This is a genomic window from Amycolatopsis sp. GA6-003, assembly GCF_046267895.1.
Lineage (GTDB): Bacteria > Actinomycetota > Actinomycetes > Mycobacteriales > Pseudonocardiaceae > Amycolatopsis.
In genome coordinates, this window is record NZ_CP176499.1 from 7,741,059 (window position 1) to 7,767,043 (window position 25,985).

The following is a 25,985-nucleotide window of genomic DNA, read 5'->3' on the forward strand; positions in this document are numbered from 1 at the left end:
CGCCGGGTTTCTGGCTGCGAAGAAGCGGAAGGTCTCGCGCAACACCTACCGGTCGTATGAGTCGCATGTGCGGTTGTATCTGGGTCCGCATCTGGGACAGGTGCGGCGGCGGAAGCTGCAGGTGCGGCACTTGGATGCGATGTACGACGCGATCGAGGAGCACAACGAGCTGATTGCGGTGTATCGGGAGAGCGGGGATCCGCGGAAGGTGGCGGCTGTGAAGTGGCAGCGGCCGGTCGGTCCGACCTCGATCCACCGGATGAACGGGACGTTGAAGACGTGCCTGAACCGCCCGGTGAAGCAGGGCCTGCTCGTGGTGAACGTGGCGTCGCTGGTGGAGTTGCCCCCGGCGGTGCGGTGGACGCCGTTGGTGTGGACGGCCGAGCGGGTGCAGTTGTGGCAGCGGACGGGGGCGATCCCGTGCCCGGTGATGGTGTGGACTCCCGAGCAGACCGGCCGGTTCCTCGACGTCGCGGTCCATCATCCCTTGTATCCGTTCTTCCATCTGATCGCGCACATCGGCCTGCGGCGGGGTGAGGCCTGCGGGCTGCGGCGCTCGGAGATCGGGTTCGCTACTGGTGAGGTCCGGGTGTCGAATCAGATCGTGCAGTGGGGTTGGGAGACGGGGGAGTCGTCGCCGAAGACGGACGAGTCGGTGAACGCGGTGGCGATCGATCAGGACACCGCCCTGGTGCTGGCGCAGCATCTGGCTGTCCAGGACGCGGACCGGGCACGTCTCGGATCACGGTGGAAAGACCACGACCTGGCCTTCACTCAGTGGGACGGCAGTCCCCTGCACCCGGCGCATGTCACGGACGTGTTCTACGAGTTGTCCCGCCAAGCGGGGTTGCCGCCGATCCGGCTGCACGATTTGCGCCACGGTGCGGCGACGCTGGCGTTGGCGGCGGGGGTGGAGATGAAGGTGGTGCAGCGGATGCTGCGGCACTCCTCGATCACCGTCACTTCCGACACCTACACCACGGTCCTGCCTCAGGTGGCGTTCGCGGCGGCGGAGGCGACGGCGGCGATCATCCCGCGGCAGTCGGCGCGAAGTCTCGGGCTCGCCTCGGGCTCGCCAACGACCACAATGGACAGTGCGGAACCGGAAGAAAAGCTTCCAGAAAGCCAAAATCCCCAGGTCGAAAACTTCTCGAACCTGGGGAGTGAGGGTGCGCCATCAGGGACTCGAACCCCGAACCCGCTGGTTAAGAGCCAGCTGCTCTGCCAATTGAGCTAATGGCGCTTGGTGCTTCCCGCCGCTGTGGTTTCCCTCGGCGACGTGGAAAAGATTAGCAGGGCGTTCAGGCCCCGTTTCAGGGGGGTCCCCTTTTCGGTCCGCCGGGGCAACTGCCCAGGTCAGCGGTGGTGACCCAGGGTGAACCCGGCCAGCGTCGACCCTCGCGGCCGCGGCGGGGGAGGGCGAGGGGTCGTCGTGACCTGCGCGACACCGGCACCGGCCACCATACCCCGGAAATGACAAAACCCCGGCCTCTCCGAAAAGAAGCCGGGGCGTACGGGTGGCTAACGGGGCTCGAACCCGCGACCTCCTGGACCACAACCAGGTGCTCTACCAGCTGAGCTATAGCCACCATCTGGCAAAAGATCTCGCGATCACCTTGCTGGAAGCAATCCTAGCGGGTGCCCGCGAGCGCTTTTCAGGGGGTCACCCTCGGTGGCGTTCCAGCACTTCGGCGGCGGCGGCCTTGGCCTCTTCGCTCGTCGGGCCGGGCTGGGGGACGAAGGCGATCGCGCGGTAGTACTCGAGTTCGCCGACGGACTCCTTGATGTCCGCGAGCGCGCGGTGGGCCAGGCCTTTCTCCGGCTTGGCGTAGTAGATCCGCGGGTACCAGCGGCGCACGAGCTCCTTGACCGACGACACGTCGACCATCCGGTAGTGCAGGTGGTTGTCGAGTTCCGGCATGTCGCGGGCGATGAAGCCGCGGTCGGTGGCGATCGAGTTGCCCGCGAGCGGGGCGCTGGCCGGGTCCGGCACCCATTCGCGGATGTACTCGAGCACGCGCTGCTCGGCCTCGGCGAGCGTGGTCGTCGAGGCGCGGACCTCGTCGGTGAGGCCGGACTTGGCGTGCATGTCGTGGACGACCTGCGGCATGCCGTCGAGCTTGGCGTCGTCGGCGTGGATGACGATGTCGACGCCCTCGCCCAGGATGTTCAAATCGGCGTCGGTCACCAGCGCGGCTATTTCGATCAACGCGTCCTTGCCGAGGTCGAGCCCCGTCATCTCGCAGTCGATCCAGACAAGATGGTCGTTCACCCGCACCACCCTAACCCGACACGGGGATATCAGCGGCGTCACCTGGGCTTCCGGCGCGTTACGCTCGGTCAGCCAGTGAAGCGAGGTGTGATTTCGGACTCGGAACGGGGTGCGGCCAGTGGCCGAGCAGGCGTCGGGACCAGCGGCGGAGATCGCGCGGGGATACGTGAGCGACGGGGCGGCCGTCGAGCTGGGCGCGGTGGTGATCGACGGGAAGACCGAAGCGTCGGCCGCGGTCCGGCTGCCGCTCGCGACGCTGAACCGGCACGGCCTGGTCGCGGGCGCGACCGGCACCGGCAAGACCAAGACGCTGCAGCTGATCTCGGAGCAGCTGTCCGCGGCCGGGGTCCCGGTGGTGCTGGCCGATGTCAAGGGCGACCTGTCCGGGCTGTCCGCGCCCGGCGAGGCGAGCGAGCGCACCGCGAAACGGTCCGCTGAGCTGGGCGACGACTGGGCGCCGGCGGCGGGTCCGGTGCAGTTCTTGTCGCTCGGCACCAGCGGGACCGGGATTCCGGTGCGCGCGACGATCACCAGCTTCGGGCCGGTGCTGCTGTCGAAGGTGCTCGGGCTCAACGAGACGCAGGAATCGACGCTCGGCCTCATTTTCCACTGGGCCGACCAGCGCGGTCTCGCCTTGCTGGACACCAAGGACCTGCGGTCGGTCATCACGCATCTGACGAGCGACGAGGGCAAAGAAGACCTCAAAGGCATCGGCGGGGTGTCCGCGGCGACGGCGGGCGTCATCCTGCGCGCACTGTCCAATCTGGAGGCCCAGGGCGGCGAGGAGTTCTTCGGCGAGCCCGAGCTGGACGTCCACGACCTGATGCGCCAGCAGGACGGCAAGGGCGTCATCACGCTGCTCGAACTGGACAATCTGCAGTCCAAACCGGCGCTGTTCTCGACGTTTTTGATGTGGCTGCTGGCCGAGCTGTTCGAGGAGCTGCCCGAGGAGGGCGACCTCGACCAGCCGAAGCTGGTGTTCTTCTTCGACGAGGCGCACCTGCTGTTCTCCGACGCGTCGAAGGCGTTCCTGGAGCGGATCGAGCAGACGGTAAAGCTCATCCGGTCGAAGGGCGTCGGCGTGTTCTTCTGCACGCAGCTGCCGACCGACATCCCGAACAACGTGCTGTCCCAGCTCGGCGCGCGGGTGCAGCACGCGTTGCGCGCGTTCACGCCGGACGACCAGAAAGCGTTGGCGCGCACGGTAAAAACGTATCCGAAGTCGCCGCACTACGACCTCGAGACGGCGCTGACGTCGCTGGGGATCGGCGAGGCGATCGTCACCGTGCTGTCCGAACGCGGCGCGCCGACGCCGGTCGCGTGGACGCGGCTGCGTGCGCCGCGATCGAAGATGGGGTCGATCGGGGCGGACGCGATCCGTGCGGCGGTCGCGTCGTCGGAGCTGAACGCGAAGTACGGGGAGACGATCGACCGCGAGTCGGCGTACGAGAAGCTGGCGGCGAAGGCCGTGCCCGCCGCTGAGCCCGCCGGGCCGGCCGCGGAACCCGAGGCGCCGGCCGCGCCCAAGCCGGAGAAGGAAGAACCGGGGTTCCTGGCACAGGCATTGAGCAACCCGGCGGTGAAGTCGTTCATGCGCTCGGCGGCGAGTTCGCTCGGGCGGGAGTTCACGCGCGGGCTGTTCGGCAACCGGCGGCGCTGAGATACCTGACAGGAGATGGCAGGTATCGGCGGTTGACTGTCCGGGACCGAGTTTCCGGCAGAGGAGCAAGAGCATGACCAGGACCGCCGTCGCCGCGTTCGAGCTGGACAAATGGGAGCCGCAGGCGCAGGACGAGGCAGGTGGCACGACGTTCGCGCAGGTGGTGATCGAGAAGTCGTTCACCGGGGCGGTCGAGGGGACCAGCCGGGTCGAGATGCTGACGGCGTCGAACGAGACGTCGCGCGCGTACGTCGCCTTCGAGCGCTTCACCGGTTCTGTCGACGGGCGGAAGGGCAGCTTCGTGCTCCGGCACACGGCCGGTGACGAGGGGCTGTCGCTGGTCCTGCTTCCCGGCTCGGGCACGGACGAGCTGGCGGGGATTTCCGGGTCGGCCGACATCGCCGTGGACGACGCGGGCAAGCACACGTTCACGCTGGTCTACGAGCTGCCGGACGCGTGAAGCAGCCGCTCTCTCCAGGCCCCGAATTCCCGGAGAGAGCGGCCAGGTTTCCTCACTGTCCCGAGAGCGAGGAGCGGAGGCGGGCCGCCCCGACCACGGTCCGCCTCCGGGGTTCCGGTCAGCCGTTGACGATCTGGTCGACGATCTTCTTGGCGTCGTTGATCGGGATGGCGAACCCGATCCCGACGCTGCCCGCCGACGAGTTCGGGCTGTAGAGCGCGGAGTTGATGCCGATCACCTGGCCCTTGCTGTCGACGAGCGCGCCGCCGGAGTTGCCCTGGTTGATCGAGGCGTCGGTCTGGATCGCGGTGTAGCTGGGACCGGACGTGACGTTCGAGGCCTGCCTGCCGAACGGCGAGTTCTGCTCGTCGCCGCCTCCGACGTCGGAAAGCGGCCGGTTGAGCGCGCTGACGATGCCGGTGGTGACGGTGTTCTGCAGCCCGCCCGGCGACCCGATCGCGATCACCTGCTGCCCGACGGCGAGCTTGCTCGAGTCCCCGAGCGTCGCGGCCGTGAGCCCGCTCGCGCCCTGCGCCTGGAGCACCGCGATGTCGCTCTTGGTGTCCGAGCCGACGACCTTCGCCTGGTACTTCTTGCCGTCCGACGTGGTGACCGTGACGGTTTGCGCGCCCTGCACGACGTGCGCGTTGGTGAGGATCCGACCGTCGGAGGTCAGGATGACGCCCGATCCGATCGCCGTGCCCCGCCCGGTCGCGACGTTCACCTGAACGACACTGGGCACCACCTTCGCGGCGACAGTGCTGACGTCCCCGGAAGCCGTGGTGTTGCCGACGGTCTGCGCGGTGGCGGAGGACGCCGCGGTGGTCGAGGACGTGCCGGAACCGCCGCTCAGCCCGACGATCGCCGCCCCGGCACCGCCGCCGAGAAGAGCCGCGGCGAGCGCAGTGGCTCCGACGAGCGCGGCCAGACGACCGGACCGCTTCCGCGGGCCAGCCAAGACTGCCGGTGGTTCGGCAGGCTGTGGCATGGGTCCGTAGTGCGGAGTGGCGGGTTGCTGGTGTGGCGGTCCGGATTGGTTGTGCTGGGTTCCGGGCCGGTTGGCCGGTGTGCCAGGTTGTTGCGGGGCCTCAGGCTGGTTGTGCTGGACGTCGGGTTGGCTGTGCCGGATGCCTGGCTGGTAGCCAGGTTTTCCGGGTTGATCGTGTGGGGTGCCCGGTTGATAACCCGGTGTCCTGGGTTGGTTGTGCAGGGTGCCTGGTTGGTTATCCGGTGTCCCGGGTTGGTCGTGCAGGGTGCCTGGTTGGTTATCCGGTGTCCCGGGTTGGTCGTGCAGGGTGCCCGGTTGGTAACCCGGTACCCCGGGCTGGTTGTGCGGCGTGCCGGGCTGGTAAGCCGAGGCCCCAGGCTGGTGGTGCCGGGTGCCAGGTTCTCGGCGCGTGGCTGCAGGCTGGTCGTGCGGGGTGCCAGATTCTTGGCGCATGGCTGCAGCCTGGTGGTGCGGAGCGCCGGGTTGGCGGTGTGCGGCGTGCGGATTTGGCAGGGGCGCGGGGTTCGGCCCAAGCTGCGCGGCCGCATCCGGCCGCGGCGGCTGAGCAACACCCGGTCCGGATGCCTCGGCACCGCCGGACGGCCGCGCGTCGCCCGGTCCGGATGCCTGGGCACCGCCGGACGGCCGCGCGTCACCCGGCCCGGCCTGCTGAGCGCTCGCGGCCGCCTGCTCGCCGCCACGCGCTCCGGCTTGGCCGGCGGGACTGCCTCCGGCATCGCGAGGATGTCCCTGCCCAGCGGCGAACGGACTCGACCCGGCCCGGTACTGGCCGTACTGCTCATTGCTCTGGTGCGGCTGGCGCCCACCGGGTGTAGCGGGGCCGGGCCGGCTCTCGTTCTCGGTCATGAACCAAGATTCGCGCCCGCGCTTATGAGCAGCCTGTGGAAACCCCTCAGGCTTTCCTGAGAAGAATCAGCTGAGAATTCTCAGCCGTTCTCAGCCAGTGCATCATCGTCCGTGCCGTGCCGTGCCGTGCCGTGCCGTGCCGTGCCGTGCCGTGCCGTGCCGTGCCGTGCCGTGCCGTGCCGTGCCGTGCCGTGCCGTGCCGTGCCGTGCCGTGCCGTGCCGTGCCGTGCCGTGCCGTGCCGTGCCGTGCCGTGCCGTGCCGTGCCGTGCCGTGCCGTGCCGTGCCGTGCCGTGCCGTGCCGTGCCGTGCCGTGCCGTGCCGTGCCGTGCCGTGCCGTGCCGTGCCGTGCCGTGCCGTGCCGTGCCGTGCCGTGCCGTGCCGTGCCGTGCCGTGCCGTGCCGTGCCGTGCCGTGCCGTGCCGTGCCGTGCCGTGCCGTGCCGTGCCGTGCCGTGCCGTGCCGTGCCGTGCCGTGCCGTGCCGTGCCGTGCCGTGCCGTGCCGTGCCGTGCCGTGCCGTGCCGTGCCGTGCCGTGCCGTGCCGTGCCGTGCCGTGCCGTGCCGTGCCGTGCCGTGCCGTGCCGTGCCGTGCCGTGCCGTGCCGTGCCGTGCCGTAACCCGCAGGCTTCGCAACCGCCGTCGTCACAGCGGCAGCCAACCCTCCTCAGGCTTCAGCCCGCGCCGTCAAACCGGCCAGGGCGCACCTCCTTTCGAGCCTCTCAGCCCGTCGTCCACGCGCCCCCCGTCTCTCCCAACGAACTGTCAGTCAAAGAACCTCGGCACGTCCAGCGCCCCTCCCGATGCCTCGAACTCGTCGTGCACGGCTTTGCGCAACTCCGCGTCGGCGAGGTAGTCGGCGGCGGTCAGAGCCAGGCCGAGCGCACCGTCGACGACCGCCTGGTCACCCGTCGGCGACCCGGCGGCCTCGGCGAATTCCTTGGTGTGCAACGCGACCGTCGGCCCGGACACCGCGATCATCGGGTGCAACGCGGGCATCCGGTAGGACAGATTGCCGAGATCCGTGCTCCCGGTCAGGAACTCCGGCACGATGCCCGGCGGCAGCGGCTTCCGCCCAGTGCCCTGTTGATTGACCGACCACCGGCCGGCCAGCGTGGTGTTGAACCGGATCGGCAGGTACGCCGGCTGCTCGTCCCAGTGCAATTCCACCCCGCAGCCAGTCATTTCCGCGGCACCGTGAGCGATCGCGGTCATCCGGCTGGCCAAGTCGCGCAGCGTCTCCGGATTCGCCGACCGGAGATAGAACAGCAGAGCCGCCCGCTCGGGGATCACGTTCGGCCGTGCGCCGCCATCGGTGAAGATGCCGTGCACTCGGTCGCTCGACGGCAGTTGTTGCCGCAGCGCGGATACTCCTTGATAAGCCGCCACCGCCGCGTCGAGCGCGTTGCGCCCCATGAACGGCTGCGCCGAAGCATGCGCGCCGACGCCGTGGAACACCATCTCGAGTTGCCGCCTGCCGAGGAACGGGTGCAGCGCGATGTCGTGGCTGAACGGGTGCAGCATGATCACCGCGTCGACATCGTCGAAGACCCCGGCCCGCGCGAGCGTTTCCTTGCCGCCACCGCCTTCCTCCGCGGGAGTGCCCACCAGTGACACCCGGCCGCCGAGCTGTTCGGCCACTGCTGCCGCGCCGAGGAACCCGCCGGCTCCGGCAGTGCAGATGACGTTGTGTCCGCAGCCATGCCCCAATCCGGGCAAGGCGTCGTACTCGGACAGGACCGCGATGTGCGGGCCGTCGTTGTCCGGGGTTCCGGTGCGCAGCGCGGTGTCCAGCCCGCCGAGCCCGACGGTGACCTCGTGTCCATGGGCTCGCAGCAATTCGGCGAGCGCGCCGACTGACCGGTGTTCGGCGAACCCTTCCTCCGGATGCGCGTGCAGATCCTGGCTGAGCGCGACGAGTTCGTTCGCTCGGGCGCGCACTTCTTCTTCAACCGCAGCACGGGTTTCCGCGTCGGCTCCGGCGTATTCGGAGCCGAGCGGTTCGGCGGCGGCCACGGCGTCGGCGGTGGCTTCGATGAGGGAACGGAGGTGGCTGTCGTCGGGCGGGACAGGAGCGGCGTGGGTCATGCGGGGAATGCTATCGCCGAACCCCGACAAAAATGGATCATCGCACGTCAGGCAGCCGGCCGGAGACGAGTTGGGCCACGCCGAAGTACTGTTCGCGGACCTCGTCGAAGCCGCGTGCGCGCAGGCCGGCCGCGATCTCCCCGCGGTCGAACATGCGTTGCCCGCTGACGATTCCTCCTGCGGTGTCGGCGATCCGGGCCGGCTGGCAGTCTCGGCGGGCGCTCGTGAGCAGGACGATCCGGCCGCCGGGACGCAGAATGCGGGCGAACGAATCGAGTGCCCGTTCCGGCTCGGCGAACATGTGCAGGGCGGCGAAACAGCAAATAGCGTCTACAGTGGACGAACGCAGTGGCGGTTCGACGGCGTCGGCGCGAAGGTAAGCGACGTTCGGCGAATCAGTTTCTTCGACCGCGCGCGAAAGCATGCTGCGCGCGCCGTCGAGGCCGATCGCGAGTCCGTCCGGCCCTACGGCCGCCCCGAACGCGCGTGTGAACCGGCCGGTTCCGCACGCGACGTCGAGCACGACCTGACCCGGTTGCAGCGCGAGCCGCTCGGCGGCCAGAGCGACTTCGCCGGCCATGCTCGGGCCGCCGAGGCCTTTGAGGACGCGGCCGAGCACGGGCCTCCAATAGCGTTCGTAGACCTGCGGCAGCAGCGTGGTGCGCATGAGCCGCTGAGTGAGCCCGGTGGGCGGGCCGGCCTGGGCGGCGTCGCCGAGCGTGTCGAGGAATCCGTCGGCTGTCGTGGCCGGCTCGCTGAGCAGATCGGCGAGCCGTTGCTGGGTGCTGTGGTGCGGCACGGGGGTCCTCTCGGTGGGGATACCGGCAGTATGCGGCATCGACGGCTCACTCGTTCGAGTGAAGATCTGTCCGATCAAGCGTTCGAGGCTCGGCATTGTCGGTGCCTGTTCCTAACGTCGTCCGCACGGTCTCCGACCCGCGGAGGCCAGCGAGGAGGACTGACTGATGACCGCACCGATCCTGCGTCCGATCGACCTGCCCACCGGCGAAATCGCCGTGCACGGGGCCTTCGACCTGAGCGCCGCGTCGCAGTGGCTCGCCGGGGCCGGCCCGGCGGGATCCTTCGCCGCCGAACCGGGCGTGCTGCGGGTGGCGTTCCCGGTCGAGGGGACCTGGACCCACGCCGGTGCCGCGATCCGGCAGAGATCCCCGGGCACGGTCGAAGTCGGCGTGGCGGCGCCGGTGGAGATCGCCGCGCGCGTGGTCGCGCAGGTGAGCCGGATGCTTTCGCTCGATGTCGACGAGTCCGGGTTCGCCGAGGTCGCGAGCCGCGACTCGGTGGTCCGGCGGCTGCACGCTCGCCACAGCGGTGCGCGCCCGGTGCTGCATTCGTCGCCGTACGAAGCGGCCTGCTGGGCCGTGCTCACGCAAGGAATGCGAGTCCGGCAGGCGATGCGGTTGCGCGAGCAGCTCGCTGTGCGGCATGGCCGTCAGATCGGCGAGGACGGGCCATTTTCCTTTCCCTCGCCACAGATTCTGGCCGAGCTGGGTGACGAACCGTCGCTGGGGCCGTTCCGCCTCGCTCGCCTTCGAGCGGTCGCGCGGGCTGCTGCCGACGGCCGGCTGGACGCCGAGGAGCTGCTGGCGTTGCCGGTTCCCGACGCGATGACCCGGCTGTGCGCGATCCCGGGCATCGGAGCGTTCTCCGCCGAGCAGATCCTGCTGCACGGCGCGGGACACCCCGATCTGTTCCCCCGGCTCGACACCCAGCTCCACCAGATTCTGTGCGCGGAGTACGCGTTGCCGCCCGGAACACCGCCGGACGAGCTTGAACCGCTGGCTGAGGACTGGCGTCCGTACCGGTCGTGGGTCGCCCACCTTTTCCGGCTCGATCGGTTGCGGGCGTCGGCGTCTGCGGAGGTGGCGGACTGAGTGGTGGTTGAAGTCGCGGATCGACAGGAGGGAGACGCCATGGAATGAGGCCGCGCCCCATACCGAATCGCGGTCGACGGGTGACGCCCGGGCACTCACCGCGGCCAAATAAGGCCTGTGGTGAGGTGTCCGCGTGACTACGCCTGCACTCGCCGTCTCGACTGTGCTCAGTGCTCGACCGGGCACCGGGGAAATCTCTGGTGCGGCCATGGCCGCGGACACTGGGACAGTCGGCGCGGCGCTGGAACAGGCGAACACGCCGAGCGTCATCACGTTGGTCACCGGCGGTATCGCGTTGCTGGTGGTGCTGGCCGGCGGGACGCCCTGGCGGTTCGCCCGCAATGTCATCACGATCGTGCACGAGGCAGGCCACGCGCTGGCCGCGGTGACGGTCGGACGGCGGCTGCGTTCGATCCGGCTGCACTCGGACACCTCCGGGGTCACCGTGTCGCGCGGGAAGCCTGAGGGGCCGGGCATGGCGTTCACGGCCTTGGCCGGGTACGTCGCGCCGTCGGTCTTGGGACTGCTGTTCGCGAGCCTGGTCGGGGCTGACCTGATCACCGCGGTGCTCGTGCTCGTCGCGTTGCTGCTCCTGGGTGTGCTGATCATGGTGCGCAATGCCTATGGCGTGTTCACGGTGGTGGCGAGCGCGGTGGTGCTCGGGCTGGTGGCTCTGGTCGCGCCGAAGGTGGTGCAGGCGCCGTTCGTGTACCTGCTGACCTGGTTCCTGCTGTTCGGCGGAGTCCGGCCGGTGGTGGAGCTTCAGCTCAAACGGCGGCGTGGCCAGGCGCGGGACTCCGACGCCGATCAGCTGAGCCGGTTGACCGCTGTGCCCGCGGTGTTGTGGGTGCTGGTGTTCGGTGTGCTCACGGTGAGCTGCGTCATCGCGGGTGGGTTGTGGTTGCTGCAGCCGCTGGCGTTGTGACGCGGGCGCTGAGGGTCCGGCTTTCGGTGAGCTGACCCGGGGCGGTGGCTCGGTCGCGTGGTCGGGTTGTGCTGGTCGCGGAGTCGCAGCTGAGCCGGTCGGGGGTCCGCGGGGTCCGCTGAGGACGGCGGTGTGACCGATGGCCGGGCGGCGCGCTCGTGAGCTGGGCGGAGCGGCTGGTAGCTGGTGATGCGGTCGGCGGCCGGGCGGAGCGGTCGAGATGGCTGGGCGGTGCAGCCGAGATGCTCGGCGAAGCGGCCGAGATGGCTCGGCGGTGCGGTCGAGATGATTGGGCGCTGCGGTCGGCGGTTGGCCCTGCGGGCTGACGTGGTGCTGACCTGCGGGGTCCATCGGGCGGCATGAGCTGTGGTCTCGAGTGCTGCGCGGAGCCTCTGCTGGCCGCAAGCTCGGTGGATCCAGCGACAACGGGCGGCGTGACGGTGTTCGCGGGCCTGTGTCCTGGTAGAGCGAGGGACCGACCTGACCCGCGGCTGAGGCAGTGGTGGCAGACCGCAGGCACGGGCACCCCGGTCGTGAGCGACGGCGTTGTCGACCATGGCACCGACCAGGAGGCTGGGGTCGCGAGTGTCCCGAGGGCTGAGCCCGTCGTCTCTCCAGGTGGGCGGTACGGCAGACTGGACGTCTGTTGAGCCGCGGAGGGAGACAGGCGATGGACGAGGTCGCGAAGGCCGTCGAGGAGTGTGCGCGGGCGGCGAAGGCGGCTGCGCCGTCGTTGGCTGCCGCCGGGGACGACGCGGTGGACGCGGCGCTCGTCGGGATGGCGGAGCGGCTCGTCGCGCACCGGGACGAGGTGCTCGAGGCCAACCGGGCCGACGTGGCCAAGGCTACGGCCGACGGGATGAGCGCCGGTCTGCTCGACCGGCTCACCATCACTCCCGAGCGGCTCGACGGGATGGCCTCGCAGCTGCGGCTGCTGGCCGGCGCTCCGCACCAGGAGCGGTCCGTCGACGTGTCCGCCTTGGACGGTGGGCTGCGGCTGGTCGAGCGGCGGCGGCCGGTGGGCGTCATCGGCGCGAACTACGAGGCGCGGCCGAACGTGACGGTCGACGTGGCGTCGCAGCTGGTCAAGTCGCGCAACGGCGGCGTGCTGCGGACCGGGTCGGCGGCGCTGGGGTCGGCGCAGCGGTTGCGGGACGTCGTGATCGCACCCGCGCTCGAGGCGGCCGGGATCAACCCGGACGTCGTGCAGCTGGTGCCGCGCGTGGAGCGGGAGGCGGCGTCGGCGCTGGTTCGGTTGCCGGGGCTCGTGCCGCTCGTCATCCTGCGCGGCAGCGGCGACAGCACGCGCGCGCTGGCGACCGAGGCCGCGGTGCACGGGGTGCGCACGTTGGCGCATGCCGACGGTGGCGGAGTGCTGTACGTCGACGTCGCGGCGGACGCGGACAAGGTCCGCGACCTGGTGTACTCGAGCCTTGACCGGCTCGGCGTCTGCAACCGGCTGAACCTGCTGCTGATCCACGAGGACGTGCACGACACGGTGTGGCCGCAGATCGAGTCGGCGCTGGCCGAGCGCGGCGTCACGCCCTCGCTCGCGCCGCACGAGCACCCGATCGGCTACGAGTGGGCGCTGGACTCCGAGCGGGAGGCGACGGTCACCGTGGAGAAGGTCGGCGGGCTCGTCGACGCGGTCGAGATCGCGAACGAGCGCACGTCCGGGCTCGCCGCGGGGATCGCGACCGAGAACCCGGCGGCCGCGGAGCAGTTCTTCGACGGGTACACCGGCACGGGCGTGTTCTGGAACGCGCCGACCCGGCTGCTGGACGGCTTCAAGCTGCTCGCGGTGCCCGAAACCGGCATCAACCTCGACCGGGTGCCGGGGCCGCGCGGGCCGGTGACCTACACCGACCTGTACGTCCGCCAGTACGCCGTAATGCCTGCCTGACCTGGCCGGAGCACGATGAGCGGATGGGCACGATGACCGGGCGGCCGCACGTCCTGCTGTCCGCGGCGCAATCGCTGGACGGCTACCTCGACGACGCCGGCAGCACCCGTCTGCTCCTGTCCAACGAGGACGACTTCGCGGAGGTCGACCGGCTGCGCGCCGAGGCCGACGCGATCCTCGTCGGCGCGGGCACGGTGCGGGCCGACAACCCGCGGCTTCTCGTGCGCTCTGCCGCACTGCGTCGCGAGCGGGTCGCGGCGGGGCGGCCGGAGCAGCCGGTCAAGGTGACGGTCACGAACAGCGGCAAGCTGGATCCGGCGTCGCGGTTCTTCACCGTCGGCGACACCGAAAAGCTCGTCTACGCGCCGCGAGGAAGCGCGGACAGCCTGAGCGCGGTCGCGACCGTGGTGGAGGTCGGCAGTCCGCCGCGGCTCGAGCACGTCCTGGACGACCTCGGCGAGCGGGGGATCCGGACGCTGCTCGTCGAGGGCGGCGGCGCGGTGCACACGCAGTTCCTCGACGCCGGGCTCGCCGACGAGATCCGGCTCGCGATCGCGCCGGTCATGGTCGGCGACCCGCGGGCGCCGCGGTTTCTCGGGCCGGGTGCGTTCCCCCGGCCGCTGGAACTGACGGAAGTGCGGCGGCTCGGGGACGTCGCGGTGCTGCGGTATCGCGCCGCGGCTGAACCGTCGTCGCTCGATCTGCTGCGGTTGCGCCAGGCCATCGAACTCGCCGACGAATGCCCGCCGAGTTCGACGTTCCGGGTCGGCGCGGTCGTCGGTTTGCCGGACGGCACGGTGCTCGCCACCGGGCATTCGGGCGAGGGCGATCCGCGCAACCACGCGGAAGAAGCCGCGCTGGCGAAGCTCGATCCGCACGATCCGCGGCTCGCCGGCGCGACCATGTACAGCTCGCTCGAACCGTGCAGCGACCGCGCGTCCCACCCCAAAAGCTGCACGCAGCTGATCCTCGAGACGGCCATTCCGCGAGTGGTGATGGCTTGGCGGGAACCGTCGCTGTTCGTCGAGGCCGAAGGGGTCGAGCGGCTTGTCGCGGCCGGGCGGCGGGTGATCGAAGTCCCGGCGCTGGCTTCGGAAGTCCGCCGGGCCAATACGCATCTTCCGGGCGTCCGGCCCTGATCCGCGACTGACGGATCGGGCGCTGCCGCACGGAATCCGCAGCGCCCGATCCGGAAAATCAATCGGTCAGCAGCCTCCGTTGTCGGTCCAGACGCCCCACTGCCCGGTCGTACCCGGTTCCTCGCCCTGGGTCCACCATTTCGCGGTCCATTTGTGGCCATTGTGCGCGACCACCCCGCCGCCGGTGTAGACCTGCGTTTTCTGCCATTCCGGTGCCGAACAGGTGCCCGGAGGATTGCTGGTCGGACTGGTCGGGCTCGTCGGCGGAGTGGTCTGCGGCGGGGTCGCGCCGGCGAAGCGGGTGGTGAATTTCGTGAAGTCCCAGTCGTTTTGCTGGACGTTCGAGCACACGCTGTTGTCGGTCGTCGTCGTGCATTGCCGGTCGCGGTTCACCGCCCAGAAAGTGAACCGGCCGAGGTGGTGGCTGGTCGCGTAGTCGTACACGGTCTGGAAATCGGAAACGTTGAAGTATTCCGACGTGTCGGATTTCCCGTTCATGCCCGAGAAACCCTCGTGCGAATACGCGGTTTCGCTGTCCCAGCCGAGATGGCTTTGGAGCAGGCCGTGGAACGCTTCGAGCGCCGAGACCTGCGACGCGCCGCCGCCGTTGAAGCCGCCGTCGAACGGCATGATCGAGAAGTTGTTGGGGGAGAAGCCGATCGACTTCGCCTGGTCCAGCAGCTGGGTGCCGAACCAGCCGGTGCCCGCCGCGGTGCCCGGCATGGTCACCGAGACGAACAGCCCGGGGTTGTCCGCCTGCAGCTTCTTCGCGGCGCCGAGTTCGTTCGCGATGGCCGCGGTGTTTTCGTATTCGGGTTCTTCGAGGTCGAAGTCGATGGCTTTCAGGTTGTACTTCGTCACGACCTGCTGGTAGGCGGCGGCGGTCGCGTCGACGGTGCCGCAGGTCTGGCCCAGTTTCGTGCCGCCGTAGCCGCCGACCGAAACCGACACGTCGCCGCCGTTGCCGCGGATGCGGTTGATCGCGTCGCCGACGGTCGTGTCCGAGGAAACCGGCGAGGTGCCGTCCCAGGTGGGGCTGCATCCGCCGCTCTTCGGCGCGAGGATGAACGCCAGCTGGAACGCCTTCTGCCCGGTCGCGTTCATGACGGTCACCGGGTCGGGCGGGTTGTTGCTCTGCGGCATGAGGTACGGCGCGGCGGCGTACCAGTTGTTGTCGAGGCCGGTCGGCGTCCCGGTCTGCGCATGGGCGGTCGCGGCCACGACGGCAGCTGCTCCGGCCACGGCAGCGGCGGCGACGAGGGTGGCGGCCAGTCTGCTTCGCTGCATCTGTCCTCCGGCATTTCGGAAAATGACTGCGGTAAGCATTGGACTAGACCATTATGAAGTCAAGGTGCGGTCGGCTGCTCTTGTCCGGCGGGGGGCTGGTTCGGGAGGTATGCCGGAATTCGGTGCGGCGGGTTCACCCTTGCGGCGCAACGGTTCCGCGCGAAAGGACGCGGACCGCGGGGGCGAGTGGTCCGCTGGAGAGCGGTTCGCTGGGGAGAAGGGGGAGACGGTAACGGTGCGGTTGGACTGGACCAGTGCGGGACGGAGCCGCCGGGCGAACACCGCGGCCGGGCGGCGGGGGAGGCTCGGGCGGTTCGGGGAGTGGTGGCGGGAGCAGTGGTGGTGGCGGGGATGGGCCGGGCGGGCTTGGCGGTAGAGCGGGGCGGCTGGGGTGGTTCCGGTTGGCGTTCGCAGGGGTGGGGTGTTCAGGCGGGCGTTCGCGAGGGCGAGTGTTCGGGCGGGCGTTCGCAGGGACGGGTGTTCGGGCGGGCGTTCGCAGGGGCGGGGTGTTCGGGCGGGCGTTCGCGAGGGCGAGTGTTCGGGCGGGCGTTCGCGAGGGCGAGTGTTCGGGCGGGCGTTCGCAGGGGCGGGGTGTTCGGGTGGGTATTCGCGGGGGCGGGTGTTCGGGCGGGCGTTCGCAGGGGCAGGGTGCTCCGGCGGGCATTCGCCGGGGTGGTGATGCCGTTGGTCCAGTGAGGGGTGCCAGCGGCGAAGAGGTAGGGCGGGCGCTCGCGGAATATGGGGCGATGTAGTCGGTCCGGCGATGGGCCCCAGCGGCGATTGCGTGGCGGGCTTGGTGGAGGGGGTTGGGTGCCGCTCCAAGCGGATGTTCGCCGGGGAAGGTGCGGCGCGCGGTTGGCCTAGTGAGGGCGGCCGAGAGGGGCGCAGGCGGCGATGGCGGAGCGGGAACCGCGGCAAGACGTTGAGCGGGGTTAGCGGGGACGTATTGCGCGGTGGCTGCGGCGGTCCGCGTCGAGGGCTGGTCGGGGGCGGGAGCAGGCGTCCAGGCGGAGGGGGTTGGGACGGCAGAAGTCCTGCGGGGGTCGCCGGAGCAGCGCTGACAAGGGAACTCGTCAACAGGGCAGTGATCCGAAGACAGGGAAGTCACGTTCGTCGATCGCCAGCAGCGGGGCAGGGCGCTGCCGAGCGAAGTCGCTAACCGGCTCAGTCGCGTTGTCAGCCCGGGTGGCGGCTCGAGGTTGCCTCAGTCGGTCCAGGCCATCCGAGGCAACCCGAAACCAGGTCAGTCGTTCTCCAGATCGCCTTCCAAAGTCAGGTACACCTCGCGCATCTGGGCCATCAACTCCGGATCCGGTTCCTCCCACAACCCCCGGTCGGCGGCTTCCGTCAGGCGTTCGATAATCCCCCGCAGGGCCCACGGGTTCGCGTCTCGCAGGAACTGCTGGTTTTCCTCGTCCAGCACATACGACTGCGACAGCTTCTCGTACATCCAGTCGCCCACCACGCCCGCGGTGGCGTCGAAGCCGAAGAGGTAGTCCACGGTTGCCGCGAGTTCGAAGGCGCCCTTGTAGCCGTGGCGGCGCATGGCCGACAGCCACCTCGGGTTGACTACCCGGGCTCGGAAGACGCGGGCCGTTTCTTCGCCAAGGGTGCGGGTTCGGACTGCGTCGGGGGTGGTGGAGTCGCCGACGTAGGACGCGGGGGCGGAGCCGGTCAGGGCGCGGACTGTGGCGATCATTCCGCCGTGGTACTGGAAATAGTCGTCGGAGTCGGCGATGTCGTGTTCGCGGGTGTCGGTGTTCTTCGCGGCGACGACGATGCGCTTGTACGACGATTCCATGTCCTCGCGCGCGGGGCGGCCGTCCAGGTCTCGGCCGTAGGCGTAGCCGCCCCAGACTGCGTAGACTTCGGCCAGGTCCTTGTCGTCGCGCCAGTTTCCGGAGTCCATCAGCGGGAGCAGGCCCGCTCCGTAGGCACCGGGTTTCGAGCCGAAGATGCGGGTGGTGGCTCGGCGGTTGTCACCATGCAGAGCCAGGTCCGCGTTGACGTGGGCGCGGACGTAGTTGGCCGATTCCGGTTCGTCCAGGGACGCGGCCAGGCGGACGGCGTCGTCCAGCAGGGTGATGACGTGCGGGAAGGCATCGCGGAAGAAGCCGCTGATGCGGACTGTCACGTCGATCCTCGGGCGGCCCAGTTCGGGCAGCGGGATCGGTTCGAGGCCGGTCACGCGGCGGGAAGCCTCGTCCCAGACCGGCTGGATTCCCAGCAGCGCCAGTACTTCCGCGGCGTCGTCGCCGGAGGTGCGCATGGCCGACGTGCCCCACACCGAGAGGCCGACCGACCGCGGCCAGTCGCCGGTGTCTTCGCGGTAGCGGCGGAGCAGGGAGTCCGCGAGGGCCTGGCCGGTTTCCCACGCCAGGCGGCTGGGGATGGCTTTCGGGTCCACGGTGTAGAAGTTGCGGCCGGTCGGCAGGACGTTGACCAGGCCGCGCAAGGGAGAACCGCTGGGGCCCGCCGGAATGTAGCCGCCGTCCAGGGCGTGCAGGACCGCGTCTGCTTCGGACGACGTGCCGGCCAGGCGGGGGACGATTTCGGTGGCGGCGAAGGTCAGGACGCGGGCGACTTCGGCGTCGAAAGCGCCCAGGACCTCGGTGACCACTGGAGAAACTGAAGACGGGGCCCACTCGTGCGTCTCCATCAGGGAAACCAGCTGGTGCGCGGTCGCCTCGATGGCGTCTACTTCGGACAGCGGGGCGTCCGAGTTTTCCTTCAGGCCGAGGGCGGAGCGCAGACCCGGCACAGCGCCTTGCTTGCCGCCCCACATTTGCTGGGCTCGGAGCATCGCCAGTACCAGGTTGACGCGGGCCTCGCCGGTCGGGGCTTCGCCGAGGATGTGCAGGCCGTCGCGGATCTGGGCGTCCTTGACCTCGCACAGCCAGCCGTCGATGTGCAGCAGGAAGTCGTCGAACTCGGCGTCGTGCGGGCGTTCTTCGACGCCCAGGTCGTGGTCGAGTTTCGCGGCCTGGATGAGGGTCCAGATCTGGGCGCGGATCGCCGGGAGTTTCGCCGGGTCCATCGCGGCGATGTTGGCGTGCTCGTCCAGCAGCTGCTCGAGCCGCGCCAGGTCGCCGTAGGACTCGGCGCGCGCCATGGGCGGGACCAGGTGGTCCACGATGGTCGCGTGCGCGCGGCGTTTCGCTTGCGCGCCTTCGCCGGGGTCGTTGATCAGGAACGGGTACACCAGCGGCAGATTGCCCAGCACGGCGTCGGGGGCGCAGGCGGCGGAGAGACCGGCGGTCTTGCCGGGCAGCCATTCCAGCGAACCGTGTTTGCCGAGGTGGACGACCGCGTGCGCGCCGAATTCCTCTTCCAGCCAGCGGTACGCGGCGAGGTAGTGGTGGCTCGGCGGCAGGTCCGGGTTGTGGTAGATCGCGACCGGGTTTTCGCCGAATCCGCGCGGCGGCTGGATCATCAGCACGACGTTGCCGGACTGCAGCGACGCCAGGACGATGTCGCCCTCGGGGTTCGCCGACGTGTCGACGTACAGCGAACCCGGTGCGGGGCCCCAGTGTTCTTCCATCGCTTCCCGCAACTCGGCCGGCAGCGCGGCGAACCACTCGCGGTAGCGGGCGGCGGGGACGCGGATCGGGTTGCCGGAGAGCTGTTCTTCGGTCAGCCATTCGGGATCCTGGCCGCCCGCGGCGATCAGGGCGTGGATCAGCGCGTCGCCGTCCGGCTGGTCGGTGCCGGTCGGGTCGACGCCGGGGAAGGCGTCGAGACCGAGGTCGTAGCCGCGTTCGCGCATGAGGCGCAGGAGTTTGATCGCTGACGCGGGGGTGTCGAGGCCGACCGCGTTGCCGACGCGCGAGTGCTTCGTCGGGTACGCGGACAGCATCAACGCGATCCGCCGCGAAGCCGGTGGGGTGTGGCGGAGTCGCGCGTGCGCGAGGGCGATGCGGGCGACGCGGGAGGCGCGTTCGTGGTCGGCGACGTAGCGGGGGAGACCGTCGTCGTCGAATTCCTTGAAGGAGAACGGGACCGTGATGATCCGGCCGTCGAATTCCGGGACCGCCATCTGGTTGCCCGCGTCGAGCGGGGACAGGCCGTCGTCGCTGGCGGACCAGGTTTCGCGGTCGCTGGTCAGGCACAACGCCTGCAGCACCGGCACGTCCAGCGCGGCCATTTCCGCGACGTCCCACGATTCGTCGTCCCCGCCGGCTCCGGCTTCCGACGGACGGGTGCCACCCGCCGCCAGCACGGTGACCAGCAAAGCGTCGACCTTGCCCAGCTCAGCCATCATCTCCGGCGCGCGCGTGCGCAGGGACGCGGTGTGGATCGGCAACGCCCGGCCGCCCGCGGACTCGACCGCGTCGGCCAAAGCGTGCACGAAACCGGTGTTCCCGGACAGGTGGTGCGCGCGGTAGTAGAGGATCCCGATGACCGGGCCGTCGTTCGAAGAAGCCGGCCGCGAAAGCACGCCCCACGACGGCAGTTCGGCGGGCGGTTCGAAGCCTTCGCCGGTGAGCAGCAGGGTGTCGGACAGGAAGCGGTGCAGCTGCGTGAGGTTTTCCGGACCGCCCTGCGCGAGGTACAGATGCGCTTGCGCGGCGATCCCGGCGGGCGTCGTGGAGAGCTTCATCAGCTCCGCGTCCGGCGTCTGCTCGCCGCCCAGCACGACCACGTGCGCACCCGACGCGCGCAGCGTGTCCAGGCCTTCCTGCCAGGTCCGCGGCGTGCCGAGGATCCGGACGACGACGATCGACACGCCGTCCAGCAGCCCCGGCAGATCGCCGAGAGGAAGCCGGGACGGGTTGCCGAGGCGGTAGTCCGCGCCGCTGGCCCGGGCGCTGAGCAGGTCGGTGTCCGAAGTGGACAGCAGCAGGATCACGGCGTTCCTCACTCGGGGTGTCCGCGCCCCGGGTCGTCGGGCACGCCGGCGGGAGTTCCTGGCTGCCGGCGGCCGCGGGGCCGCCGGTCACAGTGGCGGGACCGCCCCGGATTTCCACCGGGTTCCTCCGCGTGCCGACGCGTGTGCGCTCCTACTCTCGCCGGGCGCGCGGGCGCCGTCAAGGTGAGCAGGGACTCGTGAGTGGCGATGCCGGTTAGAACCGGGATCGCCGCTCACGACACCTGCGGCTTGCTGTCGTCCCCGATCCGCGGGAAGGGCGCGGTGGAGAAGAGCACCTCCACCGCGACCTCGAAGAACTCCGCGATCCGCAACGCCAGGTACAGGCTCGGGCTGTACTCGCCGCGCTCCAGGTACCCGATGGTCTGGTAGTGCACGCCGAGCGCGTCCGCGAGCTGCCGCCGCGAGATGCCGCGTTCGGCGCGCAGCACCGCGATGCGGTTGTAGACGTTCTCGCTCACCGCGCCTCACACACGCTGAAGTGCCCTTTCCCGTCGCGCCGCCACCGACGACCCCGATTCGCGCCGGGCCATCCGCTTCAGCAGGATCGGGGCCAGCACCAATCCGATCACGGCCCACGCGAGCAGCACTCCCAGGGTCTCCCAGGGCCGCCAGGACTGCCCGATTTCGACGACGACCGCCTGGCCGGGCAGCAGTGCCGAGCGCATGCCGAGGCCGAGCCAGTACATCGGGAACGCCTGCGCGACGTCCTGCAGCCAGACCGGCAGCGTGGCGATCGGGTAGAAGATCCCGGAGATCGCGCCGAGTCCGAGCATCGGCAGCATGACCAGGGCCATCATCCGCGAATCCTGGATCAGCGAGCCGATAGCGGCCCCGATCGGCATGGTCGCGACCAGGCCGGCGACGAGCACCCACACCAGGTTCAGGAACGAGAGGAACCCGTCCGGGGCCAGCCCGGGGAACAGGAACAGCGAGGGCACCAGCATCACGACGATGCCCGCGACCTGCACCAGCGAGAAGGTCGTGACCTTGCCGATGAGGTAGCCGAGCATCCCGTTCGGCGTCGCCTTGGCGCGCAGCAGCGTGCCGTCCTCGCGGTCGACGATCAGCGCCCCGGCCACGGCGGACAGGCCGTTGAACACGACGCCCGCGCCGATCACGCTCGGCACCGTCGCCGCGCCCAGCGAGAGCGACGTGCCCGGCAGCTGTGCGCCGCGCATGAAGAACAGCGTGCCGAAGATCATCGCCAGCCACACGATCTGGCCGAGCAGGTCGTCCCGGTTCGTCCACTGGTGGCGGAATTCGACGAGCCCGCGGCGGAGCCCGATCCGCGCCGCGGCCCGCTTCGCCGACGCCGTCATCGCGCACCTGCCTCAGCCAGCCCGGACTCCGCGCGCCGCACGAGCGTCAGGTAGGTCTCCTCCAGCGACGCGCGCCGGACCTCCAGGTCGGCGACCGCTTCGCCGTGCTGCTTGAACAAGTCGTACACGTACTTCGTCGCCTCCGTGGTCGAGTGCACGAACCGTTGCCCGTCGATGCTCCAGCGCACCTCGGCCTCGCCGGCGATCTGCCTGCTCAGCTGGTCCGGCGACCCGTCGGCGACGATGTGGCCGCCGCTCAGGATCAGGATCCGGTCGGCGAGCTTCTCGGCCTCGTCGAGGTCGTGCGTGGTGAGCAGGATCGTGGTGTCGTCGTCGGCGAGCCGGTGCACGAGCTCGTGGAAATCGCGTCGCGCCTGCGGATCGAACCCAGCGGTCGGCTCGTCGAGGAACAGCAGTTCGGGACGGCCGACGATGCCGATCGCCACGTCCAGCCTGCGCCGCTGCCCGCCGGACAGCATCCGGATCTTCTTGCCCGCGTGCTCGGAAAGCCCGACCGCCTCGATCAGCTCGTCGGTGTCCCACGGGCGGCGGATCCGGCCGGTGGAGTACGGCGCGTAGAACGACCCGAGCAGGTCGAGCAGCTCGCGCACGCGCCATTTGCCGTGGTCGCGCCAGGATTGCAGGACGACCCCCAGCCGTGCCCGCCAGTCCTCGCCGCCGCGCGCCGGGTCGGTGCCCAGCACGGACACCTCGCCCGCGGACCGCATGCGGAACCCCTCGAGGATTTCGATCGTCGTGGTCTTGCCCGCCCCGTTCGGGCCGAGCAGGCACAGCACCTCGCCGCGGTGCGCGGTGAACGACGTGCCGTGCAGCACGTCGTTCGCGCCGTAGCGCATGCGCAAGCCCTCGACGCGGAGCACGGTGTCCGCTTGATCTCTCATGGGATGAACCCCCTCCTACCTCTGCGATGGAATGTAGCAGATGTACTACATCTGATCGCAACCCTGTTAAAAGCCTCGCGGGTTACAGTGAGCGCCATGTCCACCCCTGCCCGCGTGCGTGCCGACGCGTGTCCCGGAGTTTTCGCGACGCATGACGCGGCGGACGGGCCGCTCGCCCGGGTCCGGCTTCCCGGCGGCGCGGTGTCCGCGGATCGGTTGCGGGCCTTGGCTTCTTGCGCGGAAGACCTCGGGGACGGCAACGTCCACCTGACCTCGCGGGCGAACGTCCAGCTGCGCGGCGTGCGCCGGCCGGGCTTGGCGGGACGGCTGGCGGAAGCCGGGCTGCTCCCGTCGCCCAGTCACGAACGCGTGCGGAACGTGCTGGCCTCGCCGTTGAGCGGGGTGCGCGGCGGGCTCGCGGACGTCCGGGGGCTTTCCGCGGCGCTGGACCGCGCGTTGTGCGCCCGGCCGGAACTCGCCGACCTGCCGGGGCGGTTCCTGTTCGGCTTCGACGACGGGCGCGGCGACGTCGTGGGCACGGATGTCTGCTGGCGCGCGATCGGTCCGGAGACCGGGGTGGTGCTGCTGGCCGGCGCTGATTCCGGCTGGGTGGTCTCCCGGGACGAAGCGGGGTCCGCGCTGCTCGCAGTGGCGGAAGCGTTTGCGCGCACGCGTGGTTCGGCTTGGCGGATCGGGGAGCTGGCCGAGCCTTCGACGCTGCTGCCGGACGGTCCGCGAGAGGCACCGCGAACCCGGCCGAGCCGAATCGACCCGACGGTCGGGAGGATCCAGCGCGACGACGGCGGCGAGGCGGTGGGCGTCGCGCCGCGATTCGGGCAGTTGACCGCCGCTCAGTTGCGCACGCTGGCCGACTTCGGCGACGTCGTGGTCACGCCGTGGCGTTCGGTCCTGCTGCCCGGCGGCGCGGACGTCGAACGCCTGCGCGCGGCGGGGCTCTCGACCGATCCGGCGACGGCGGAGCTTAGCGCCTGCATCGGCGCGCCGGGGTGTGCGAAGTCTCTCGCCGACGTCCGCGCGGACGCGGCGACACTGGTCGCGGACGGGCAGCGGGTGCACGTCTCGGGTTGTGCACGGCGGTGCGGACGACCGTCCGGCCCCCACCGCGACGTCGTCGCCGAACCCGGCGGCTACCGTGTCGACGGACGCTGGACGTCCGACTTGGCGGATGCGTTGGCGAGAAAGGGACCTTCGTGATCGACTACCTGCGGGACGGGGCCGAGATCTACCGGCACTCGTTCGCCACGATCCGCGAAGAGGCGGACCTGGCGATCCTGCCCGACGACGTCGCGGGCGTCGCGGTCCGGATGATCCACTCCTGCGGCATGGTCGACCTGGTCGACGACCTGCGCTACTCGCTCGACGTGGTCGAAGCGGGCCGTGCCGCGCTGGAGGCGGGCGCGCCGATCCTGTGCGACGCGAAGATGATCGCCAGCGGCATCACGCGCAAACGCTTGCCCGCGGCGAACGACGTCGTGTGCACTTTGGACGACCCGAGCGTGCCCGGGCTGGCCGAACGGCTCGGCACCACGCGGTCGGCCGCCGCGCTGGAACTGTGGCGCGACCGGCTGCCCGGTTCGGTGGTGGCGATCGGCAACGCGCCGACCGCGTTGTTCCGGTTGCTGGAGCTGCTGGACGAGGGCGTCGGCGCGCCGGCCGCGATCATCGGGGTGCCGGTGGGGTTTGTCGGCGCGGCGGAGTCCAAAGTGGAGCTGGCGAAGCGGGCGCCCGCGCCGTACCTGGTCGTGCACGGGCGGCGCGGCGGCAGCGCGATGGCAGTCGGCGCCGTGAACGCGATCGCGAGCGCGGCCGAATGACGGGGCGGCTGTACGGCGTCGGGCTGGGTCCCGGCGATCCGGAACTGATGACGGTCAAAGCGGCGCGGCTGATCGGCGAGGCGGACGTCATCGCCTACCACAGCGCTCGGCACGGGCGGAGCATCGCGCGGTCGGTGGCTGAACCGTACCTGCGCGAGGGACAGCTGGAAGAGCGGCTGGTCTACCCGGTCACCACCGAGACCACCGACCATCCCGGCGGCTACGAAGGCGCGATCGCCGATTTCTACGAGCTGAGCGCGAAAAAGCTCGCCGAGCACCTCGACGCCGGGCGTGACGTGGTGCTGTTGTGCGAAGGCGATCCGTTCTTCTACGGCTCCTACATGTACATGCACGAGCGGCTCGCCGGACGGTTCGAGGCCGAGGTCGTGCCCGGGGTGACGTCGGTGAGCGCGGCGGCGTCGGTGCTCGGCCGTCCGTTGGTGCAGCGCGACGAAGTGCTCACCGTGCTGCCGGGCACGTTGCCGGCGCCCGAATTGGCGCGGCGGCTGGCGGACACCGAAGCGGCGGCGGTGCTGAAACTGGGCCGTACCTTCGGTTCGGTGCGGGAAGCGCTCGCGGAGTCGGGCAAGCTGGACGATGCTTGGTACGTCGAGCGCGCGACCTGGGGACAGCAGCGGGTGGAGCCGTTCGCGGACGTCGATCCGGAGTCGGTGCCGTACTTTTCCCTGGCTTTGCTGCCCAGTCCGGCTTACCGGTCCCGGGTGGAACCCGCAGCCGCTTCGCCGGCTCCGGCTCCGGCTCCGGCTCCGGCGGAAGGCGGCGAGGTGGTCGTCGTCGGGCTCGGTCCGGCCGGGCCGGAGTGGCTGACGCCGGAAGCGGCGGCGGAACTGGCGGCGGCGGACCACATCGTCGGCTATGGACCGTATGTCGCGCGGGTTCCGCAGCGGGCGGGTCAGCAACGGCACGCGTCGGGGAACCGGGTCGAGGCGGACCGGGCGGTCGAGGCGCTGCAGCTGGCCGCTTCGGGGGCGCGGGTGGCCGTGGTGTCGTCCGGGGATCCGGGCGTGTTCGCGATGGCTTCGGCGGTGCTGGAACAGGTTTCGGCCGGGAACGGGGCCGGCGCGCGGGTGCGGATCGTGCCCGGGGTGACGGCGGCGCAGGCGGCCGCGTCGCGGGTCGGCGCGCCGCTGGGACACGACTATTGCGTGCTGTCCCTTTCGGACCGGTTGAAGCCGTGGGAGATCATCGAGCGCCGCTTGGACGCGGCCGGCGCGGCGGATTTGGTGCTGGCGCTGTACAACCCGGCTTCGCGGACGCGGGTGACGCAGCTGGCGAACGCGCGGGAAGTCCTTTTGCGGCACCGGGATCCGGCGACGCCGGTGGTGGTGGCGCGGGACGTCGGCGGGCCGGAGGAGGACATCCGCGTCACCACGCTGGGCGGGCTTGATCCGTCCACAGTGGACATGCGGTGCCTGCTGATCGTGGGCTCGTCGCGCACGGTGGTGGAGGAAGGGCCGGACGGGCGGTCGGTTGTGTGGACGCCGCGGAGTTATTCCTGACGTTGCGCGAGACGTCGTGAGCGGCGATCCCGGTTAGAACCGCGATTGCCGCTCACGAGGCCG

The 25,985-nt window shown here is 70.3% G+C and carries 19 protein-coding genes, 2 tRNA genes, 1 pseudogene and 1 riboswitch; of the genes and pseudogenes, 10 read left to right on the top strand and 12 right to left on the bottom strand.

The features are described 5' to 3' along the window. Nucleotides 1-430 precede the first annotated feature (430 nt). Nucleotides 431-928: pseudogene (locus F9C12_RS34930) on the top strand (tyrosine-type recombinase/integrase); the annotation flags it as partial. Between the two features lie 242 nt (nt 929-1,170). Here F9C12_RS34930 and F9C12_RS34935 read toward each other — a convergent pair. The 3 genes from F9C12_RS34935 to orn all read right to left on the bottom strand — a co-directional run bounded on the left by F9C12_RS34935 (nt 1,171) and on the right by orn (nt 2,272). Then, nucleotides 1,171-1,243, bottom strand: a tRNA-Lys gene (locus F9C12_RS34935). Nucleotides 1,244-1,516: 273 nt separating this feature from the next. Beyond that, nucleotides 1,517-1,589 (bottom strand) — tRNA-His (locus F9C12_RS34940). A gap of 74 nt (nt 1,590-1,663) precedes the next feature. Continuing rightward, complete coding sequence (orn, locus tag F9C12_RS34945) at nt 1,664-2,272, bottom strand: oligoribonuclease (protein WP_409186018.1); 609 nt, start codon at nt 2,270-2,272, stop codon at nt 1,664-1,666. A gap of 118 nt (nt 2,273-2,390) precedes the next feature. Here orn and F9C12_RS34950 point away from each other — a divergent pair, with 118 nt between their 5' ends. Beyond that, nucleotides 2,391-3,932 (top strand): helicase HerA-like domain-containing protein, encoded by a 1,542-nt coding sequence (locus F9C12_RS34950; RefSeq protein ID WP_409186019.1) that lies wholly within the window; start codon nt 2,391-2,393, stop codon nt 3,930-3,932. Between the two features lie 73 nt (nt 3,933-4,005). After that, nucleotides 4,006-4,392, top strand: a complete 387-nt coding sequence (locus F9C12_RS34955; protein WP_409186020.1) for a DUF3224 domain-containing protein — start codon at nt 4,006-4,008, stop codon at nt 4,390-4,392. 118 nt (nt 4,393-4,510) lie between these two features. Here the strand turns inward: F9C12_RS34955 and F9C12_RS34960 are convergent, their stop codons facing one another. The 4 genes from F9C12_RS34960 to F9C12_RS34975 all read right to left on the bottom strand — a co-directional run bounded on the left by F9C12_RS34960 (nt 4,511) and on the right by F9C12_RS34975 (nt 9,129). Beyond that, nucleotides 4,511-5,380, bottom strand: a complete 870-nt coding sequence (locus F9C12_RS34960; protein ID WP_409463277.1) for a S1C family serine protease — start codon at nt 5,378-5,380, stop codon at nt 4,511-4,513. A gap of 947 nt (nt 5,381-6,327) precedes the next feature. Next, a complete protein-coding gene (locus F9C12_RS34965) occupies nt 6,328-6,891 on the bottom strand; it encodes a histone H1-like repetitive region-containing protein (RefSeq protein ID WP_409463278.1) in 564 nt (187 codons plus the stop codon). A 116-nt stretch (nt 6,892-7,007) separates the two neighbouring features. Continuing rightward, a complete protein-coding gene (locus F9C12_RS34970; protein WP_409463279.1) occupies nt 7,008-8,330 on the bottom strand; it encodes a M20 family metallopeptidase in 1,323 nt (440 codons plus the stop codon). 37 nt (nt 8,331-8,367) lie between these two features. Continuing rightward, the gene (locus F9C12_RS34975) at nt 8,368-9,129 is read right to left on the bottom strand and encodes a class I SAM-dependent methyltransferase (RefSeq protein WP_409463280.1); all 762 of its coding nucleotides are present in this window, start codon (nt 9,127-9,129) and stop codon (nt 8,368-8,370) included. Nucleotides 9,130-9,295: 166 nt separating this feature from the next. Here F9C12_RS34975 and F9C12_RS34980 point away from each other — a divergent pair, with 166 nt between their 5' ends. The 4 genes from F9C12_RS34980 to F9C12_RS34995 all read left to right on the top strand — a co-directional run bounded on the left by F9C12_RS34980 (nt 9,296) and on the right by F9C12_RS34995 (nt 14,189). Then, entirely contained in the window at nt 9,296-10,222 is a 927-nt protein-coding gene (locus tag F9C12_RS34980) for a DNA-3-methyladenine glycosylase family protein (RefSeq protein ID WP_409186024.1), read from the top strand. Nucleotides 10,223-10,430: 208 nt separating this feature from the next. Continuing rightward, complete coding sequence (locus tag F9C12_RS34985) at nt 10,431-11,147, top strand: M50 family metallopeptidase (RefSeq protein ID WP_409467125.1); 717 nt, start codon at nt 10,431-10,433, stop codon at nt 11,145-11,147. A gap of 670 nt (nt 11,148-11,817) precedes the next feature. Further along, a complete protein-coding gene (locus tag F9C12_RS34990) occupies nt 11,818-13,050 on the top strand; it encodes an aldehyde dehydrogenase family protein (protein WP_409186025.1) in 1,233 nt (410 codons plus the stop codon). A gap of 32 nt (nt 13,051-13,082) precedes the next feature. Next, nucleotides 13,083-14,189: a dihydrofolate reductase family protein gene (locus F9C12_RS34995; RefSeq protein ID WP_409467126.1), complete on the top strand. Its 1,107-nt coding sequence runs from the start codon at nt 13,083-13,085 to the stop codon at nt 14,187-14,189. Nucleotides 14,190-14,255: 66 nt separating this feature from the next. On the opposite strand, the gene F9C12_RS35000 is transcribed toward F9C12_RS34995, so the two are convergent. The 5 genes from F9C12_RS35000 to F9C12_RS35020 all read right to left on the bottom strand — a co-directional run bounded on the left by F9C12_RS35000 (nt 14,256) and on the right by F9C12_RS35020 (nt 22,567). Then, nucleotides 14,256-15,476: a chitinase gene (locus F9C12_RS35000; protein ID WP_409463281.1), complete on the bottom strand. Its 1,221-nt coding sequence runs from the start codon at nt 15,474-15,476 to the stop codon at nt 14,256-14,258. 1,243 nt (nt 15,477-16,719) lie between these two features. Further along, nucleotides 16,720-20,325, bottom strand: coding sequence for a cobaltochelatase subunit CobN (cobN, locus tag F9C12_RS35005; RefSeq protein WP_409467127.1), 3,606 nt, complete (start codon nt 20,323-20,325; stop codon nt 16,720-16,722). A gap of 52 nt (nt 20,326-20,377) precedes the next feature. Further along, a riboswitch (cobalamin riboswitch) is annotated at nt 20,378-20,453 on the bottom strand. Between the two features lie 105 nt (nt 20,454-20,558). Further along, nucleotides 20,559-20,804 (bottom strand): helix-turn-helix transcriptional regulator, encoded by a 246-nt coding sequence (locus tag F9C12_RS35010; RefSeq protein ID WP_409186027.1) that lies wholly within the window; start codon nt 20,802-20,804, stop codon nt 20,559-20,561. A 6-nt stretch (nt 20,805-20,810) separates the two neighbouring features. Continuing rightward, the gene (locus F9C12_RS35015; protein WP_409463282.1) at nt 20,811-21,665 is read right to left on the bottom strand and encodes an ABC transporter permease; all 855 of its coding nucleotides are present in this window, start codon (nt 21,663-21,665) and stop codon (nt 20,811-20,813) included. Then, the gene (locus tag F9C12_RS35020) at nt 21,662-22,567 is read right to left on the bottom strand and encodes an ABC transporter ATP-binding protein (RefSeq protein ID WP_409463283.1); all 906 of its coding nucleotides are present in this window, start codon (nt 22,565-22,567) and stop codon (nt 21,662-21,664) included. Before F9C12_RS35020 ends, F9C12_RS35015 begins: the two co-directional genes overlap by 4 nt. A 96-nt stretch (nt 22,568-22,663) precedes the next feature. Between F9C12_RS35020 and F9C12_RS35025 the strand changes: the two genes are divergently transcribed. From F9C12_RS35025 to F9C12_RS35035, 3 genes are read left to right on the top strand one after another with little or no spacing between them, the layout of a single operon-like run. Beyond that, on the top strand, nt 22,664-23,782 hold the full coding sequence (locus tag F9C12_RS35025; RefSeq protein ID WP_409463284.1) for a precorrin-3B synthase: 1,119 nt from the start codon (nt 22,664-22,666) through the stop codon (nt 23,780-23,782). Then, nucleotides 23,779-24,402, top strand: coding sequence for a precorrin-8X methylmutase (locus F9C12_RS35030; protein ID WP_409463285.1), 624 nt, complete (start codon nt 23,779-23,781; stop codon nt 24,400-24,402). Before F9C12_RS35025 ends, F9C12_RS35030 begins: the two co-directional genes overlap by 4 nt. Next, nucleotides 24,399-25,922 (top strand): precorrin-2 C(20)-methyltransferase, encoded by a 1,524-nt coding sequence (locus F9C12_RS35035; protein ID WP_409463286.1) that lies wholly within the window; start codon nt 24,399-24,401, stop codon nt 25,920-25,922. Before F9C12_RS35030 ends, F9C12_RS35035 begins: the two co-directional genes overlap by 4 nt. The last annotated feature ends 63 nt before the right edge of the window (nt 25,923-25,985 follow it).